The 17482-nt window shown below is 69.6% G+C and carries 16 protein-coding genes and 1 pseudogene; 3 read left to right on the top strand and 14 right to left on the bottom strand.

Annotated features, from left to right (window positions below):
* Positions 1-972 (bottom strand): sensor histidine kinase (locus HUW36_RS09350; protein WP_246248019.1); only part of this gene is annotated, 972 nt, incomplete at its 3' end.
* Between the two features lie 127 nt (positions 973-1099).
* Positions 1100-1900 carry a class I SAM-dependent methyltransferase gene (locus HUW36_RS09345; protein ID WP_174527764.1) on the bottom strand — a complete coding sequence of 267 codons (801 nt, stop codon included), beginning with the start codon at positions 1898-1900 and terminating at the stop codon, positions 1100-1102.
* Between the two features lie 73 nt (positions 1901-1973).
* Here HUW36_RS09345 and HUW36_RS09340 point away from each other — a divergent pair, with 73 nt between their 5' ends.
* Positions 1974-2414 carry an Rv0361 family membrane protein gene (locus tag HUW36_RS09340; protein ID WP_174527763.1) on the top strand — a complete coding sequence of 147 codons (441 nt, stop codon included), beginning with the start codon at positions 1974-1976 and terminating at the stop codon, positions 2412-2414.
* Here the strand turns inward: HUW36_RS09340 and HUW36_RS09335 are convergent.
* Positions 2380-3231, bottom strand: coding sequence for an alpha/beta fold hydrolase (locus HUW36_RS09335; protein ID WP_174527762.1), 852 nt, complete (start codon positions 3229-3231; stop codon positions 2380-2382). The two genes, HUW36_RS09340 and HUW36_RS09335, sit on opposite strands and share 35 nt — an antisense overlap.
* A gap of 122 nt (positions 3232-3353) precedes the next feature.
* Between HUW36_RS09335 and HUW36_RS09330 the strand changes: the two genes are divergently transcribed.
* Positions 3354-3893: a GrpB family protein gene (locus tag HUW36_RS09330; protein WP_174527766.1), complete on the top strand. Its 540-nt coding sequence runs from the start codon at positions 3354-3356 to the stop codon at positions 3891-3893.
* Between the two features lie 42 nt (positions 3894-3935).
* Here the strand turns inward: HUW36_RS09330 and HUW36_RS09325 are convergent, their stop codons facing one another.
* Together HUW36_RS09325 and HUW36_RS09320 are read right to left on the bottom strand one after the other, a co-directional pair.
* Positions 3936-4373 carry a hypothetical protein gene (locus HUW36_RS09325; RefSeq protein ID WP_174527761.1) on the bottom strand — a complete coding sequence of 146 codons (438 nt, stop codon included), beginning with the start codon at positions 4371-4373 and terminating at the stop codon, positions 3936-3938.
* Positions 4374-4468: 95 nt separating this feature from the next.
* Positions 4469-4942, bottom strand: coding sequence for a hypothetical protein (locus tag HUW36_RS09320; protein WP_174527760.1), 474 nt, complete (start codon positions 4940-4942; stop codon positions 4469-4471).
* Between the two features lie 1989 nt (positions 4943-6931).
* Between HUW36_RS09320 and HUW36_RS09315 the strand changes: the two genes are divergently transcribed.
* Complete coding sequence (locus HUW36_RS09315; RefSeq protein WP_174527759.1) at positions 6932-8893, top strand: tetratricopeptide repeat protein; 1962 nt, start codon at positions 6932-6934, stop codon at positions 8891-8893.
* A gap of 122 nt (positions 8894-9015) precedes the next feature.
* On the opposite strand, the gene HUW36_RS09310 is transcribed toward HUW36_RS09315, so the two are convergent.
* From HUW36_RS09310 to HUW36_RS09270, 9 genes and pseudogenes are all read right to left on the bottom strand, one after another.
* Positions 9016-9957, bottom strand: a complete 942-nt coding sequence (locus HUW36_RS09310; protein ID WP_174527758.1) for a hypothetical protein — start codon at positions 9955-9957, stop codon at positions 9016-9018.
* 304 nt (positions 9958-10261) lie between these two features.
* Positions 10262-11821, bottom strand: coding sequence for a hypothetical protein (locus HUW36_RS09305; RefSeq protein WP_174527757.1), 1560 nt, complete (start codon positions 11819-11821; stop codon positions 10262-10264).
* Positions 11818-12870, bottom strand: coding sequence for a bifunctional DNA primase/polymerase (locus tag HUW36_RS09300; RefSeq protein ID WP_174527765.1), 1053 nt, complete (start codon positions 12868-12870; stop codon positions 11818-11820). Before HUW36_RS09300 ends, HUW36_RS09305 begins: the two co-directional genes overlap by 4 nt.
* A 149-nt stretch (positions 12871-13019) precedes the next feature.
* A complete protein-coding gene (locus HUW36_RS09295; protein WP_246248017.1) occupies positions 13020-13739 on the bottom strand; it encodes a DNA cytosine methyltransferase in 720 nt (239 codons plus the stop codon).
* 11 nt (positions 13740-13750) lie between these two features.
* On the bottom strand, positions 13751-14044 hold the full coding sequence (locus HUW36_RS09290; RefSeq protein ID WP_174527755.1) for a hypothetical protein: 294 nt from the start codon (positions 14042-14044) through the stop codon (positions 13751-13753).
* A complete protein-coding gene (locus HUW36_RS09285) occupies positions 14041-14331 on the bottom strand; it encodes a DUF4326 domain-containing protein (RefSeq protein ID WP_174527754.1) in 291 nt (96 codons plus the stop codon). The genes HUW36_RS09290 and HUW36_RS09285 overlap by 4 nt, the downstream gene beginning before the upstream one ends.
* On the bottom strand, positions 14328-14567 hold the full coding sequence (locus HUW36_RS09280) for a hypothetical protein (RefSeq protein WP_174527753.1): 240 nt from the start codon (positions 14565-14567) through the stop codon (positions 14328-14330). Before HUW36_RS09280 ends, HUW36_RS09285 begins: the two co-directional genes overlap by 4 nt.
* A 147-nt stretch (positions 14568-14714) precedes the next feature.
* Entirely contained in the window at positions 14715-16886 is a 2172-nt protein-coding gene (locus HUW36_RS09275; RefSeq protein WP_174527752.1) for a P-loop NTPase family protein, read from the bottom strand.
* Between the two features lie 91 nt (positions 16887-16977).
* A pseudogene (locus HUW36_RS09270) lies at positions 16978-17482 on the bottom strand (ABC transporter permease); the annotation flags it as partial.

Raw genomic sequence — 17482 nt, 5'->3', positions numbered from 1 at the left:
CCCGGGGTGGTCGGCCGCGACCCGTTCCAGCAGCCGGGTCAGCCCGGCGGGCTCGATCGACCAGCCCATGTCGGTGAGCGACCCGGCGGCCGGCACCCGGCACTGTGCCAGTGTGGCGGCCACGGTCAGCTCGGGCAGCCCGGCCAGCACCGCGCGGAGCCGCTCGTCCAGGTCCGCGTCGCCGGTCGCGGTCCGCGCGCCGGCCAGCGCGGTGAGGGTACGCAGGTCCGCCGCGCACCGGTCGCGCAACGCCGCCGAACTACCCGCGACGGCGCCGAGCCCGACCATGGTGAGCGTCCCCAGGACGGTGTCGTGCAGGTCCCGGTTGTGCCGCCGTTCGGCCTCGCGCGCGGTCCGCGCCACCATCGCCTCGTGGGACAGGCGCCGGTAGTCCGCGAACGCCGCGTCGGCCCGCCCGATCCACCGGCGCATCACTGCCGTCATGACCGCCGTGCAGCCGGTCTGCACCAGCAGCGTGCCGGTGTGCGCCCGGGCCTCGACCGGGTTCCCGGCCATCGTGGCCCCGGTGGCGTAGGCGGCGGTCACCAGCAGGCCGGCCGGCACCGACCAGCGGGCCGGGGCGGTGGCCTGCGCGTTGATCACCGTGGTGCTGGCGAGCACCGCGACCCAGCTCGCCTCGCCCGGCAGCACCTCCGGTGCGACAAGCCAGGGCAGGGCGAGCGCGGCGAGGGCGGTCAGCGCCACGTCGCCGGCGACGAGCGCGCCGCCGACGCCGTGCCGCAGCGCGCGGACGGCGTACCAGACGGACCAGGCGGTGAGCAGCGCGACGGCCGGCAGCAGCAGCGCCACCCGCACCGGTGGCGTCCGCACGGACAACGCGACGACCGCACCGACCAGCCCGCAGGTGAGTCGCAGCAGCGCCGGCAGGGTGGTGAAGATCAGGGTGAACGCGCCGCCCGCCGGACGGTCCAGAGGCGACCGGGACAGGGGCGTGGCGGCAGCCACCGGCATCGGGGAGGTGTCCTTCCGGCAGCGACCCGGCCGGGTCCGCACGGCATAGATTGACGCCGGAGAATAACATGCCTTTTCGGAATTGGTCACCCTCGGTGCGCGGCGCGTCGCTTTCCACGCCCCCCGATCAGGCGTGGGCGACCGCGAGGAGGTGCGCGCTGGCCCCGATCACGGACCAGTCCTGTTCGAACGTCTCGGCGCAGGCCACCGCGTCCTCGAACAACCGCTCGGACGGGGCGGTGCCGAGCGCGTTCAGCAGCGGCCAGAGCGGACCCTCCACCCCGTACACGGTCGGTGTGGGCAACCCGGCCGCGGTGAACTCGCCGACCAGCTCGTCCGGCCGATGGAAGTACGCGGTGGTGAAGCCCGTGCGCGGGTCGTTCACCCCGGTCGCGTACTCCTCCCGCAGCAGCGCCCGGTTCTCCTCGTCCGCCAGGCCGCGCGCGGTCAGGTCGATCAGGCCCGCGGTGCGGCTGATCACCGCCGCCACCACCGGCCCGCCCGGCCGGGTCAGCCGGGCCGCCTCCCGCAGCGCCGCCAACCGGTCCGCCGGGTCGGGCAGGTGGTAGAGCGGGCCCAGCAGCAGTGTCGCGTCGGCCACCCGGTCCGGCAGCGGCACCGCGCGGGCGTCGCCGACCGTGGCCGTGACCCGCGGGTACGCCGCACGTGCGGCAGCCACGTGTGCGGGCACCAGATCGACCAGGTGCACCCGGTGACCGGCGTCGGCGAGCGGACCCGCGTAGGCCCCCGGGCCGCCGCCGATGTCGAGCACGTCGGCGGGCGGGTCGGGCAGCAGTCGGGTCAGCAGGTCCCGGGTGCGCCGGCCCTCCAGCCGTCCCTGCGGCGACCGTTCGAGCCGGTCCGCCTCGACGTAGACGTCGGTGTAGTAGGTCCGGATGTCCGGCTCGGGCGGGCGGTGTGCGGGCATCCGTCGATGGTCGCCGAGAAGCGGAGGAGCGGCATCCGGTTTACGGGTTGCCCGGGTTCCCTACCCTGCCGGTATGGCGTACGAGCCGGCCATGGTGCCGCCGAAGAAGTCCAAGCGGACGCTGTTCATCGTGCTGGGCGTGGTGCTCGCCCTCTGCTGTTGCGGCGGATCGGTCGGCGGCTTCCTCCTCTACCGGGCGGTGCAGGACGCCACCGGCCCGGCCCGCGCCACCGTGGACACCTTCGCCGGCGCAATCGTCGCCCGCGACTACCCGGCCGCGTACGGGCTGCTCTGCGCCGACGTGCGCGACCGGGTCGGCGAGGCGGACTTCGCCCGGCAGCAGTCCGCCCAGCCGGAACTGACCGGCTACGAGATCATCGGAGTGAACGTCACCAACAACAACGGCCGGGTACGCGGCTCGGCGAACGTCCGCTTCACCCCGCGCGACGGAGCCGCCATCACCCAGGTCCTTCCGCTGGTCAAGGAAGGCGGCGACTGGCGGGTCTGCGACTGAGCCACTCCAGCGCCGGCTCGGCGTGCCGCAGCACGGAGATGTGCCCGTCGTCGGGGAAGGTGCGCAGCTCGGCGTCGGGGCAGCGGTCGGCCAGCCACCGCGCGTGCGCCACCGGCGCGATGCCGTCCCGCTCGCCGTGCACCAGCAGCACCGGCGCCGCGACGTCGGCCGGGTCGAAACCCCACGGCCGCACGTACGCCAGGTCGTCGGCGATCGACCCGTCGGGGCCGGCCGCCACCGCCGGGCCGACCACACCGTCGAACCAGGACCACTCGGCGTGCAGCGCGGCCAGGTCGGCGTCGGTGAACTGCGGGTCGTACTCGACGCCGGACGCCTCGTGCGCCTCCCTGGCCGACCGCCCGGCAGCGGCGGCACGCAGTGCCGCCACCCCGGACGGCACCATGCCGGCGAACCAGTCCAGCCCGGTCGCGTCGTAGGGCGCCAGCCCGGCGCCGACCACCACCGCGACCACCCGGTCGGCCAGCAACGCGCCGCAGGCCAGGGCGTGCGGGCCGCCACCGGAGTGGACCATCGTCGCGAACCGGTCGAGGCCCAGCGCGTCGGCCACCGCCGCCACGTCGCCCGCCACCGAGGCGACGTCCCGGTCCGGCAACGGGGTCGAGCCGCCGTAGCCGGGGCGGTCGTGCGACACCCAGCGCAGGCCGAGCCGGTCGGCGGCGACGAACAGCGGCGCGGGCGGGGCGCCGACGTTCGGCGTGCCGTGGTGCCAGAACACGGGCAGCCGGTCCGCTCCACCGGTGTCGTAGACGTGCACGGTGCGGCCGTCGGGCAGGCGCAGATCGGTCTCGGTCACCATGCGGGGAGCGTACGGGCGGCGGGCGACACTTCCGGCCACCGCCGCCGGCACCCAGCGGGCCGACGGCGTACCGGCGGCGCCCCGAAACGGCCGACGACCGCGAGGTGGCTACCGTGACCGGCATGGGGTACGACGCGCCGCCGGTCGAGGTGGTGCCCTACGACCCGACCTGGCCGGCACGCTTCGAGGCCGAGCGACTGCTGCTGTCGGACGCGCTGCCCACCGCGCTCGGCATCGAGCACATCGGGTCCACGAGCGTGCCGGGCCTGATGGCGAAGCCGATCATCGACATCCAGGTGGTGGTGCCCGAGGTCGACGACGTGCTCACCGGCCTCGTACCGCTTCAGCGGCTCGGGTACGTCCACCGACCGCTGGCCTTCCCGGCGGACGGTGACCATCTCTTCCTCGTCAAGGACACGGCCGGTAGGCGGAGCCGGCACCTGCACGTCTTCGGTGTGACGTCGGGGGCGCCCGAGGAGAACCGGCTCTTTCGCGCCTACCTGACGACCCACTCGGGCGCGGCTCGGCGCTACGAGGCCGCCAAGATGCGCGCCGCCGCACTGCACCCCGACAGCCGGGCCCGGTACAGCCGCGCGAAGGAAGAGGAGTTCCTACGGCTGCTGGCCGAGGCCAGACAATGGGGCCGGTCTCGTGCCGACTGAGCCGACCGCGGGTCCACGGTCTCCGGCCCCGGGGTGCTCGGATCAGTCCGGCGGCGGGGCGAAGGGACGGCGCCGGGGCTGCCGCAGCTCCCACTCGGCCGGGCACAGGTGGGCCCAGGCTGCCGTGGCCACCGATGTCATCCCGGGCAGCGCGGCGCCCCACCGCGGCGAGCGGCCCGCGACGTGCTGCTCGTAGCGCTCATAGACCGCCTGGAAGTGGTACCGCGAATCCGTTCGCCACAGCGCGTACGGCTGGTCCCGCATCCAGTCGCAGGCCACCTCGCCCTCGGCGACCAGATCGGCGGCGGGCGGCAGCACCGGCACAGGGCGGTCGCTCCCCGGATCGCCGTACCGTTCGAGGTAGGCGAGATAGCCGTCCACGTCCCTGGGGTGGGCGAGGTGTGCGCCGAGGACGGTGGCCGGTGCGACGAGTGCGCCGGCCACCGCGACACCGAGCGCGACCCTCAGGCGTCTCCGCATACGGCAGAGGCTAGGCCCACCGCGCGCGATCCTGCGCCACTCGGTCAGCAGCGTCAGGCGGTCCGCCTGCTCGGGTGCTCCCCGGCGGGGCCTGTTCACGCGTCTCGCGCTGCTGCGCATCGGGCACGCCAGGGCTCGTCCCAGGTCGCCCACAGCTCCGCGTCGGCAACCGGTTCGGAGCCGACAGCCAGGAGTACGGAGAGGACCGCGACGAGCCGCGTGAACACCACGACCGATGAGCCGATCCGACCTTCGCCCACGCCGGTGACGACCAGCCCACCGCCGAGAGCGAGTCCCGCAGCGGACAGCGCTGCCCGGTACTCGGATTCCGTCAGCCCGAGCACGGCCTCGTCACACGGCACCGACAGGACGACAGGCGTGGAACGGATGTCGAACTGGACGCCGGGCGCTTCCGCGGCACGCGCCATCAGCAAGCCGTAGGAGGAGGGGTGGCCGAGCCGACCTCGGTACTCCAGGCCGACGACACCGGCCGGGGCCGGCACCGGCCCGTCGTCGCCGGTCCACGCGACGAGTCGTGACAGGTGATGCCGTGCAAGCTCACGCCGCATGGCGGTCACTGTATCGACGCGCAGGCGAGCGCCACTTCGGCAGAGCGGGCAACCGTGATCGTCCCGACCAGTGACCTGGCCTGGCCCAGGTCGCCGCGCTTCCCGCCACCCTCAGGAATTGGCCGCTGTTGTCCGATGTCACCTGTCCGCACGGGCACGCGAGGGGCGCACCGGCTCTCGCCGCGACGTCCGGTCGGCCATGCTTACGCCATGATCCCCCCGTCCCGCCGCGTTCTGCCCTCCTGGGTCATAGATGGGCTGCGGGGAGGGATCGTTGGCTTTGTGGTCTTCGGTGCCCTCGCCCTCGCAACCACCTACGCGGGCTCCGTCATCGACCGCCATCCAGAGATCGACGGTCCGGAAACACTCGGATCCACCGTGCTGATCACGCTTGAGGTTGGAATCCCGAGCGCCCTGGTACTCGGACTACTCATCGCATGGGCCACCCGCCTCCCCCGTCCCTGGGCAGTCTCCCTGCTGGGCTTGATGAACAGCGGATTGCTCATCTGCGGATACGGATCACTCAGAATCCGTGTGATCGAGCCACGATGGTTGGTGCCGGTCAGCCTGATCGTCCTTGCACACGTGCTCACCGCTGTTCTCGTCGCACGGTCCGCTCGGTCAGCACATGCTGTTACCTCTCGTAGCCGTTAGCGGCTCTCCTCGTCGGGCAGTCGCAGACCGTCCGGGGAGGCTGGTAGCCCTTGTGGTGCCCGCCGAGGTGATCGGGGCGGCACCTCCGGGGAGGGTCGGGGTTCGGGGCGGCGCCCCGAGGTCCTCGAGGTCTTGTCACAGCCGGATCGGGTTGACGATGAACATCTACGCCCACGTCCCGACGGAGATCGAGGGCGGCCGCCGCGGACGAGGCCGCGAAGCACCTCTTCGGCTGACGTGGCTGTACGAGGGCCGCGATGATCGCTCGGACCAGGACGGGAAAGCCGCTGACCTGGGGTGACGGTGGTGCGCCCGGCAGGATTCGAACCTGCGGCCTTGGGATTAGAAGTGGCCTCCACGCAACAATCTCTGGCTGCGTGGCTTTCCCTAGCTGCGGAAAGCTCTTCCCTGGCGCGCCCGCCTTGCCGTGGATGGCTGTACTTCGCACCACGAATAGCTCCACGACGTAGGTAGCTCAGTGGGTTGAGAGGGCCGCGGTGGGCATGACTCCATGCGCTCCGGTTCTGGGTTGGTCGAGTAGTTCCGAGTCATAGCAATAGATCAAACGGCGCGAATCGGGCTGGACCCTCCGCCGTTGGGTGGCAGGCGTAGGAAGTGGGAAGCGCCCAGCGGGCCGGTTCCTGGGTCGCTGAAGGGGCGCGTCCGGTCGCCCAACGATCCTGCAGACCGAGCAGCCAACCCACGGCTCGGTCAGTGTCCGACCCGTCAAGGCCCGCTTGGCAGGGCGCATCGGTGCCGTGACATCGACCAAGGAAGGCCTGGCCAGTAGGGTGATTGCCTTGGTTGGGTCTTCCTGTATAGAACTGCGCCATCGCTCGGAGTGGATGAGAACCCGGAGGTTCGGATGTCGATCGTCTTCCCGGGCAGGGTGTCGTGAGGCGGCGGGCAGGTCTTCGTTGGCCGCTCCTTACTTGCGCCCTCCTCATACTGGCCGCGCTGATGATGAAGGCGGTGCAGTGGAACGTCATCGGAAAGCTATCTCAATGGAGCGGTCTCGATGCCGGCGACAAAATGGCGAGCATTGGCGGAGCCATACTGGCCCTAGCAGGACTAGTGGTAAGTGTATTGGCGTGGCGGTGGCCAAGGGATTTGAGTGGTCGGTCGCCTGTTGTGCCTTGGCGAATCGTGAAGGTGCGGGACTACCCTCCGGCATGGGCGGGTATACATCCGTCCATTAAAAGTGGTCGTCCGACGCGATCCTCTAGACCTGACGGATGGGAATACTTACCTACGTACGTTTCCAGAGATGTAGATGTCGAGGTTCGATCGGCAATCGCTGCGGCCAAGGGCGGCTGCTGCTGCTTCATTCTCCTTGTGGGCACCTCTTCTGCAGGCAAAACCCGTTGTGCCTATGAGGCTGTTCGCGTCACCCTAGGTGAATGGGATATTGTCATCCCGCCGCGTGATCCCAGTGAGATGCCGCGATTGTTTGAAGAGGCAGAACAATTGAAGCGGCCCATCATATGGCTGGATGAAATTCAGAAGTACCTTCCTCAGGAGGGTCGTCCAGGGTTGGCGAAGCCAGACATTCTCCGTTTGCTGGGCCGAGATTCACCCGCTGTAATTATTGGCACCATCTGGCCGGATCGGTTTCAATCATTCACCGAGCCACCGCCACCTCATCCCGCGCCTGACGTCTACGCAGGGGCTCGCGAAGTGTTGAGTCTCGCGCGGGTGATTCGAGTTCCGGCCACTTTTAGCGAAGAAGAAATGGAGCGCGCACGGGAGGTATCGAAGCATGATCCACGGCTCCGGGTGGCTTTGAATGATAAGGATTACGGGCCAACGCAGGTGCTCGCGGGTGCACCGGATCTGATCCAGCGATGGCAGGATGCGGACCCGTACTCGATGGCGCTCATAAACGCGGCCGTTGATATACAGAACATCGGGGTGATTCCGCCACTCGGCAGATCCTTGCTCAAGGATGCCGCCGCCTCATATCTGACGAGCAGGGATTTCGCGAGGGCTGCCAGCGATTGGTTCGAACATGCTCTCTCTTATTCGTTAACTGAGTTGCGGGGGGCGACTTCGGTACTGATCCCTTGCGTCGGAGATGCAAGGGATCAGGTAGTTGGGTACGAGGTTGCTGATTATGTCCTCCAGCATGGCCAGCAGTCGCGGGCTACCGTTTCGGTTCCAGGAGGAGTGTGGGACGCTCTAGCCGAGGATGTGGCAGACCCGTCTCAGTTGCTTTTGCTCGCTCAGCGCGCCGATCGCCGGCTGCTCTACGGTTACGCGGAGCCTCTCTTTGAAAGAGCAGTTCATGCTGGCCATGCGCCAGCCCGCCGTTACTTCGCTCGTTATCTCGCAAAAAGGCGTAGAGACGCCGAAGCGATAGAGCAATACCGGGCGGCGAGTGATGGGGGTGATGTCCTCTCAAATAAGGAGCTCGGACAATTTCTTGTAAGGCGTAGGCGGGTTGCCGAAGGAATCGTTTTTCTGAAGAAGGCTGTAGAGGCAGGTGACTCGAAAAGTGCGGTTGCGTTGGGACGCGTGCTGGAGGATGAGGGCGATCCCGATGGGGCGATTGAAGCTTATCTAATTGCAGTCCAGGCTGGTGCTGCTAACGCGCGCAAGCATGCGGCAAGGTTGTTGAACAAGCAGGGGCGGCACGCCGAGGCCGAGTCGCTCAAGGTAAAGTTGCAGGATCCATGGTGGATGCAGGTGGTCGAAGGTCTTGTGCGTCAAGGCCATCTCGATGATGCGATAGAGGAATGCGCACGCGCGCTTGGGGGTGACCGTGAGAATGCGGTGCTGCACGTAGCGAAGTATGGATTGAAGCACGGGTTCAAAGAGAAGTCCTTGGACCTGTATCATTCGGCAGCGACCCTCGGCAGCAATACTGCTGCACGTTCGGGTGCGCGGGTCATGGTTCAGCGTGGCTATGATGCCCGCGCGGAGCAATTGCTTAGGCTCGCAATATGCCGGGGTGATGAGAACGCGCGACAGCAGCTCACGTTCTACTTGGCTCGCTGGGGGAGGACTGAGGAAGCAATCGAGTTGAACCTGCAAGCGGCAAAGGAGAATAACGCTCGCGCCCGGAAGACTCTGTACAAACTGCTTGCAAGGATTGGGCGAATCGACGAGGCAATTGGCCTCTGCCGAATTGGAGTCCGGATGGGAGACCCCTCGGCGAGCTATGACCTGGTGCGGCTTCTTCGAATCAACGGTCAAGCCGAGGAGGCGAGGCGTCTGCTTAGGCATGGGCTGAATATTGACCACTCGGTCGCCGGTTCGCGTGAGGAAGCGGCCGGGTCAATGAACGCCTTTGAGTGATCGCGGTCTAGTGCATCGATTGACAGTTAAGTCGCGCGGCCTGATTGGCTGGCGGATTAGTGATGATCTCGTGCGATGGAAGCTAGCCGTGCAGGGAGTGCGATCTATTTGCCGCAGCCTGTCTATAGGGTGCGTCGGAAGGTGTGGTCTCTGTGCCAGGCGAAGTAGGGCTCTCGACTGCGGGACCACCAGTCGGTTGTCCTCTCGGTCAACACACTGCTGCAGTGAGCTGCGACCGCAGGGACGAGCGCTACCTGTGGGCTGACGGCAATGACACCTCCCGGATGGACCGCGATGAAGCCGTGTTCATAGAGGCCATCGCACCCCAGAACGCAAGCGAGCATCGCCACGTTGTCGTAGTCGAGCTTCTCGACCTCCGTGCACTCGGAGCGCTTCTTGATGTGGGCGGCGACGAGGAACTGTGGTGGCAGTTCACGACCGCAGAGTGCGCACGTCGTTCCGCCGATGTCACGTAGGCGTCGCTTGAGCTGGCCTTGCTCGCGTCGGTATGCGGCGAGGCGGCGGCCGTCGGGATCGCCTGGGAAGTCCTCGATCGCCTTCCGCAACTCGTCCGGGTCGGCTGGGAGGCTTTCGGGTCCGCCGGCTGCCGTGGACGCCAATCCTGCGGCGAGGTCGACCGCCAGCCGAGCCGAGCTGGAGGAGTCGTAGCCGGGGACGCTGAGACGAAGTCGAATCCGTTTGGTGCTGTTGCCGGGGCGCCGGGCGGTGGGCGCTTGCCCGATCGTGGTTTGGGCGTTGGTCAGCTTTCGTCGGAGCCCGCGAGGGTCGGGAACATCGGCCAGGTGAACGGGCTCGTTGATCAGGCGACGGCTCGACTCGGGAAGTAGCTGGGTGCGTTGCGAGTCGACGATGGCTGTCTCGATGACAGCTCGGCGGTCCTTGAGACGTTGCAAGATCAGTTCCAGTGCGGCCCGATAGTCGGTGTTCCTGGCTGCTCTGCCCGTGGCGCGGCCGCTCATGCTTTCGAGGATGACGGCGACCTGATTGCCATCGGGTTCTACGGAGAACTCAGCGTCGAGTACCTGGCCGTGATCGTCGGTCATTCGCACAGGGGCACTCTGGCATAAGCGTGCGACGAGCTGCTCCGGTCGCCTCCTGGTCGGGAAAGGGCTGAACCATCTCCGCATCTCCGCATCTCCGCAAACATGGCCGTGAGCTGGGCGAATGCTTGCGGAGATGCGACAGTCCGCTGATCGGCCATCTCCGCAACCGAGGTTCATCTCCGCAGGAAGGTTGCGGAGATGCGGAGATTGACGGTTCCTGATGGTCTGATCTCCGAAAGGTGTTTCCGCTGGTGGTGGCGGGCTGGTGCGGCGTTGCGGAGATGCGGAGATGGTTCAGCGGTTTTCATCCGTCGTGGTGCTCGACCCAGAAGACGGCCCGGTCGCCTCGGTCGTTGCGGCCGGCGCGGATGACGTGGTTGCCGCGCCAGCGTCCGGCCTGTCCGGTGAGCATGCGGCCGAGTTGCAGCGGGTTGGGTAGGCGGCCGTTGTGGGTGGTGATGAACTGCCCGTCCCACGGGTCGTGTGCGTCGCTGCCGAGCTGCACCGGTTCGGCGTCGCGGCGGAGGTCGGCGGCGGTGATCGCTCGGCCGCCGTGGCGGTCGTGCCAGGTGGTGAGGAACGCGCGCCAGCGCGTTTCGTCTTCGTCGATCTCGCGGATGTCGGCGGCGTTGGTGAGGAACCCGCCGATGCCGTGGTGGGCGAGGAATCCACCGAGGGCTTGCGCCCACGGGGTGAACTGCCGCATCGAAAGGCCGGACACCTTGGGCGCTCCTTGGCGGGTCCAGTCGAGGACGAGGACCAAGAGGTGCCACAGGACGGTGAGTTGGTTGGTCGGGTCGGTGATCCATTGGTCGAGGTGCGGGATGCCGAATCCGGTTTGGTCGCGGAGTTCGGGGCGGGGCATGTCGGGGTCGAGGTGCACGCGGACGGTGCGGCTCGCCATGTCTCCGCCGACTTGCAGGTTGTTGCCGGTGGCCATCCACAGCCGGTCGTTGACGGTGGCGATGTTCCGCGACGCGCCGAGCTGCCGGTCGGACCAGACGCCGCTGGTGACGAGTTGGGCGAGCACGGCGGAGTCGATGACGCTGCCTTCGGCGAGGTTGTCCCAGATGACCACGCCGACCTGCTCGGCCAACACGGCGGTGATGGACTTGCGCAGCTCTTCATCCGAGTAGGCCCAGGTCATGACGCGCTGCCCGTAGAGCATCCCGGGGCCGGCGGTAAGGATCGTCTTACCGGATGACGGCATGGTGGCGTCGATCAGCGCGAAAGGCGTCAGAGATCGGGTGAAGTGCCGCAGGATCGGCGTGGCCAGCAGCGCCACGTAGTTCGCCCGATCGGCGGCCGACGCCCACGGGAAGTCGCGCAGAAACCGGCCGAGCAGGAACGTGCGCGCCTCGGCCACCTGCTCGGCAGTGGGCTCGTCGGGCACCGGGGGTAGGGCGACTTTGGATGCGAGGTAGAGGCCGGTGGCCGGGTCGTAGCCGGGCTGCTGCAACAGGGTGCCGTCACGCCGGAGGACGGGTGCGCCGATGATGCCGCGCAGCGGCGCCACACCCGGCCACGTCTTCCCGGCCAGCACCGAGGCGAGGGTGTCGCGGGGCGGGGTGACTTCTTCTTCGAACATCTCGGGGTCGCCGGTGTCGCTCTTGCGGGTCTTGAGCCGGTAGACGTAGGCGTGCTCGGCGAGCAGCCCCGCCAGTCCGGCCGGCGTGACCACGCTGGCGGACACCGGCAGCGGCGAGTCCTCGTCGGCTGCCGTGGTGAGGCCGCCGGAGACGGCTTCCATGTGCACGAGCTGCCCGGCGGAGACGTAGGTGTCGGGGAGTAGTCCTTCGGTCAGGGCGGCTTTGAGGACGCGGATGGTTTCGGGACCGGTGCCGATTTGCAAACGCTCGGTCATGCCGCCCTCCCCAAGTCGGCCAGGCGGCGAGGCTGCCGCGCGCCGACCCGCAGCCCCGAGGCGATCGTCCGGGCCACCTCGCCGGGCCGCAGCCCGACCGACAGAGCGACAGGTTCCAGGACGGCGGTCACGTCGTCGTCGGTGAGCGCGTCCCCAGCGGCGAGCTGCCCCAGCGCAACGGCTGAGGTGAACAGAGCGTGGTTGCGCTGGCCCTCGGGTGCGGCGGCGAGGTGGGCGACCTGGCGGCGAATTGCTGCAGCCAGATAGCGGCCGTGCCGGCCGGCCGGCAGGCTCACCGCGGTTGTGCGCCGGGCTGGGTGCGGCGCGGGCGCGAGCAGCCCGACCAACCATGCCGGCAGCGGTGCGGGATCGATGTCCAGGGCCAGACCGTAGAGGCGGCTGGCGACGGTGGAGCCAGCGGCGACGACGTAGCCGCCGTGGCCGCGGGTGTCGACCTTCCAGCCGAGGCCGCGCCGGTCGCCGGTGGTGTTACGCAAGGCCGGGCCACTGGTCGGATGGCGGTAGTAGAGGTGGGTGCCGCCGCTGCCGGTGCCCACGGTGTACGTGGCGTCGATGCCGCTGCGGGGCGTGGCTTCCGGTCCGAACCCGTCGACCGGGTCGATCTGGGTGCCGTGGCGGGCGGCGAGGGTGGCAAACACGTCCCACCCGTCGCACGCCCCCTCCCACTGCGGCGGTGGGGCGTCGTCGGGGTGCTTGGGCACGTCCAGGTCGACCACAACCAGACCGGACGGCCCGCAGGCGATGCCGATGCCGTAGGGGCGCGCCGACCACGCGCGGCGGATGCGGTCAGGGTCGGTGGTGGCTCGCTGCTCCCACCCGACGTGTCCGGCGCGGCAGCGAGGGTCGCGGCCGACGCAGTCGTCGGCGGTGTGGTCGGGGAACGCAGGTCGCTTGTCGTCAGGGCGCAGCGGGAAGACGTGCCAGCCGCGCGCGGCGTGGGCGAGCGCGGCGGCCAAGAGATCGGGGTTGGGCACGAGGTGCCTTCCTTCCACTGTCGGACGGGCGGGGGCGGGTTGCCGGCGGGGCATCGGCGTCGAGTCGGGTTCGGGTTGGCCGGCGATCGCGGCCGGGGTGTGCGCCGGGCAGCGCGGGCCTTGCAGGTACGGGCGCACACCCTCGGCCGCGAGGCAGTACCGGCCGTCCGCGGCGGTCCAGTGCCGGCAGGTGGGCCGGTTCATCAGCGGTGGGGGTAGCGGGTGGTGATCAGGCGGCCGATGTGTTCGGCGACGGCGGGGACGACTGCGTTGCCGAGGGCTCGACGTCGGTCCACCCCGGAGGGAACCCCATAAGCCACTCGACCCACTCGGGGTTCGGCGGGCCACCCAGTGCGTCGCCGAGGTCCACCGACGTGCGGGAGATCGCCATCCGGCGCTGCAGCGCCTCTGCGCTGAGGCCGCCCCGGGCACCGTCCTTCGCCTTCGGCGTGGGCCAGGACGAACAGGCGCTTACGTGGGTGTGGCGCGCCCATCTCGCAAGCTGAGATGTAGCCGGCGCGGGCTCGGTATCCGAGCCGATCGAGGTCGCGGAGAACATCGGCAAGGCCTCGTGTTCGCAGACCGGGCACGTTCTCGCCGACGACCCAGGTGGGGCGGACGGCGGCGATGACCTCGGCCATCTCGGGCCAGAGCCACCGCTCGTCTTCCTGCGCCAGTTTGCGGCCCGCGTCGCTGACCGGCTGGCACGGAAATCCGCCGGCGACCACGTGAACAGCGGGGCGGCGACGGGATCGCCACCACCTGGCGGCGGTACGGACGTCGTCATGGCAGGGCACCTCCGGCCAGTGGCGAGCCAACACGGAACGGCAGAACGCGTCGATCTCGACCTGACCCACGACCCGCATCCCGGCCCGCTCCAAGCCGAGGTCGAGGCCGCCGATGCCGGCGAACAGCGACAACACGTTTAGAACGGTCATGACGCGGCCCGCCTCGGCCGGGGTCGGGCCGCGATCGCGGCGCGGTTCACGGCCATGCGCAGGTCGTCGAGCAGCCCGACCAATTGGCGGCGGGCGGCCACCTCGCCGGGAGCAAGTGCGACCCTCACCCGTACCTCGGCGTGCTCGCGACCGGTGGCGGTGCGCACGCGCACCAGGACGGCGCGGGCACGGCCGGGCAGGTCGACCACGATCTCTGGCGAGCGGTGCTCGCCGAGACCGCAGCGGTGGTCCCGCCCGCACCACCTGGTGTGCACGTCGGCGCCGGTCATTGGGGCACCTCATTGGCAATGCGCAGGAGTTCATCGGCGTGGCAGGGCTGGTCGAGCGGGCACCAGCAGGCCAGGGTCTTGCCGGCCAGCTCGACACGGACCGCGGCGGCGTACTCCTGGTGCTCGACGACCCATCGCCGGAACAGGCGGATCGCTTCGGTTCGGCCTTCTCCGGTGGTGCTGCGGCCGAAGGGGTTCCCCCAGCGGGTGGGGCGGCCGACGTAGACGGCACCGGCAGGCATCCGCCATCCGGCGGTGCGGCGGCGCTGGATACGCCGGGCGGTCACTGGTGGCCTCCCCGGTACTCGGCGCGGATGTAGTCGAGCAGCCGGCGGCCGATGCGGACGCGGATGCCGGTGCCGTCGCAGCGGCGGCAGTCGCGGCGGGTGCCGATGGCCATGCGGTGGTAGCGCCGGCCGTGGCAGCGGCGGCAACGTGCCCACGGCGAGGCCGCGCAGACGGCGAGGTAGCACAGTGCGTAACCGAGGATGGTGAGGCTAGCGAGCAGGGCAATGGTGGTCACGAAACGCCTCCACGAGCCGAGTTCAGGGTGCAGAGGGCCAACGCCGCTAGTCGTTAGGGCACTGGCCAGGTATCGAGTGGGTTGCTAGCGGGGGTGCTAGGTCTAGCGGGGGGCGCCGCTAGACCTAGCACCCACATGCCGTCCGGGTTAGGCGGCTTTGTCCCCTCGGCGCTTATTACGCTCCGCTACTGCGTCGGCGATGTCGGCTCGGTCAATGCCGCGCCGGTTGGCGCCCTTGCCGGTGGTCGGGTCGGTGCCCCACACCTGCCCCGTGGTGATCCCGTACGGCTTGAGCGCGGCGGTGAGCTGATCGCGGGTCAGGTCCCCATACGCCTCGGGGTTGAGGTCGGCCAGGCGCTCGGTCAGCGTCTCGGCCCACACCTTGCTCTCGGTCGCGGGGACGACGGTCAGGATGTCGTCGAGCAGCGTGTCTCGCCGGTCCGCCGGGGTCGGCGCGGCCTGCCCGATCGCGTGGCCGGTCAACGTGCCGGCCGCTTCCCGCAGGGCGCGCGCCCGATCGGTGATCTTCTCGGCGGTCGGTCCGTCGACGTAGAAGGTGCGCACGATCTGTGCGTCGTCGGCCGCGCCGACGAGGTAGCCGACGCCCTTGTCCTTCTTGGCGAACATCGTGGCGCGGATGCCGTTCTTGTAGGCCGAGGTGCCGAGGATCATGTCGTTCTCGATCTGGCCCATGACCCGCAGGCAGAACCGCGTGCCCGCGTTCGCCGAGACGCCGGTGGGGAGGCTCTTGGCGTCCGGCCGCTGGGTAGCGACCACGAGGATGACGCCCAGGGCGCGGCCGAGCTTGATGATTTTCTCGGCCAGTTCGCCGGCTTCCTTGCCGAACTCCGCGTGGGAGAACAGCTCCTGCACCTCATCGAGGGCGACCACGAGCCAGTGCAGGCCCAACTTCTTGCGTCGGGCCAGCTCGGGGGTGACCTTGTTGTCCGGGCACACCGCCTTGGGCAGGCCCTTGATGACGGCGGCGCGGCGCTGGCACTCCTTGCGCAGCTCCCGCAGGGCTAGGAGGCCCTGCTCGGCGGTGTCGTCGTCCTGCCCGGAGGCGTAGCGGGCGGACACCTTTTCCAGGGGGTCGAGGCCGCCGGTGCCCTTGAAGTCGAAGCACCACAGCTCGGCGTAGGGGTCGAGGGCGGCGGCGAGCATGGGCACCTGGGTGGCGGCGGTCTTGCCGTAGCCGGGAATCGAGCCGATCAGCAGGTTGGTGTAGGGCATCTCGATGGAGATGACCCGGCCGCGTGGATCGGTGCCGAACGGCACCGGCCGCCCCAGGTCGAACGCCCCGGACGCCTTGAGCAGCGGCCACGGCTTCGGCGGGGTGGCGGCCATGTCCTGATCGCCCACCCACAGCAGCAACCGGCCCGGGTGCACCTCCGGCTGCCCCTCCGGCCAGACGCAGCCGAGAGGGCGGGTGAGGCCGGCAGCGAGCCGGTCGCGGCGCTCGATCACGTCGCCTGCGGTAACGCCGGGCGGCAGGTCGATGTCGGCCCGCCAGCCGGGGCCGTCGCGGGTGATCGGGGCGGTGAACGCGATCGCCTTGGTGCCCTGCTTGGCGATGGCCTGGGTGATGCCGGCGATGCCGAGCACGGCTAGGGCACGTACCACCACGTCGGAGGTGAGTCGGGCGACGCGGGGGATGACCACGGCGGTGTCGAGCAGCGGCTTGTCCGCCGGCTGACCGGCCAGCCCGCACAGGGTGACCAGCAGCGCGGGGATCGCCCACTGCGCCCAGCTCGGCGCCCACGCCATCGCCGCCCCGCCGACCAGGGACAGAGCGAGGGAGAAGGTGGCGACGATGCCCCGCCACCTCACGCGGCGGTCACGCTGCCGGGACAGCTTCAGGTACAGCTCACCGTCACGGGTCGCCGAGGTCGACTGCCGCAGCTGCTCGCCCTCCCAGTCGAACACCCACCGGGTCGCCCCGGAGGCGAGCCGCCACGCGCCGACCGGGGCGCGCAGCGTGAGCTTGCCGGCGTACTTCGGCAGGCGGATGAGGTGGTAGGCGGTGGTGTGCAGTAGGTGCCCGACCGCCCACCGCATCACGTCGACCAGCTCGTCACCCGAGCGCAACCAGGCGGGCAGGATCGGGCGGCGCTGCCCGGTGCGGGCGCCGTCGAGGGTAAACCGCGGCGACCGCTGCGCGGCCGGCGAATCGACCAGCACCGGCCCGCCGTCGTCGTCAGAGGTGGGGTTGCGGGCCGCGCGGGCGGCGTCCAGGTCGACCACGTCGGCGTCCGGGTTGTTCAGATCGCGTTCGGCGGCATGCCAGTCGAAGCGGTCGTCGTCGTTCGGGGGGTTCATGATGGGGGTTCCTCCAACGGTTTACGGATCGGTAGGGGGACCGGCGGCGCGGCACGGTTCCTAGGCCGAAGGGCCGCGCCGCCGGGCGGAACTAGTCGTGCGTGCGGACGAGATGCGCGAGGGCGGCGCCCATGCCGAGCACCGCGACCGGCAGGCAGGCGACGGCGGTGGTGATCCACCACGGGGCCGAGGTGACCCCGGCGGCCACCAGGAGGTGGTAGGCGACCTGGCCGAGCGCGCCGACGGCGAGGGAGCCGAGGGCGGACCACTTGGCGAACCGCAGTGCCGGGGCGGGTACCCGGCCGGAGAGCCATACGTAGAGGGCGTACGCGCCGTACGTCTCCACCCCGATCGGGAGGGTGATCGCCGAGTTGATGGAGAAGCTGTCCCAGATCCCGGGCAGCGGGTGCACGATGCCGAACCCGGTGAGTCCGCCGAGGCCAACCCACCCGGACCAGATCGCCACGAACGCCGGCAGGGCCAGCAGCACTACCGGCCAGGCCACCGCCCGGCGGGCCGGGGCGGCCGGTGGGGGCGTGTCCGGGCGACTGACCGCGCTGGCCTCGGCCGGCGGCACGGCGGGCGTGATCTCCAGG

The sequence above is a fragment of the Micromonospora maritima genome, assembly GCF_902825405.1.
GTDB classification, from domain to species: domain Bacteria; phylum Actinomycetota; class Actinomycetes; order Mycobacteriales; family Micromonosporaceae; genus Micromonospora; species Micromonospora maritima.
Note: the sequence above shows the minus strand (reverse complement) of the source record. Positions and strands in the feature narration are given on the sequence as shown.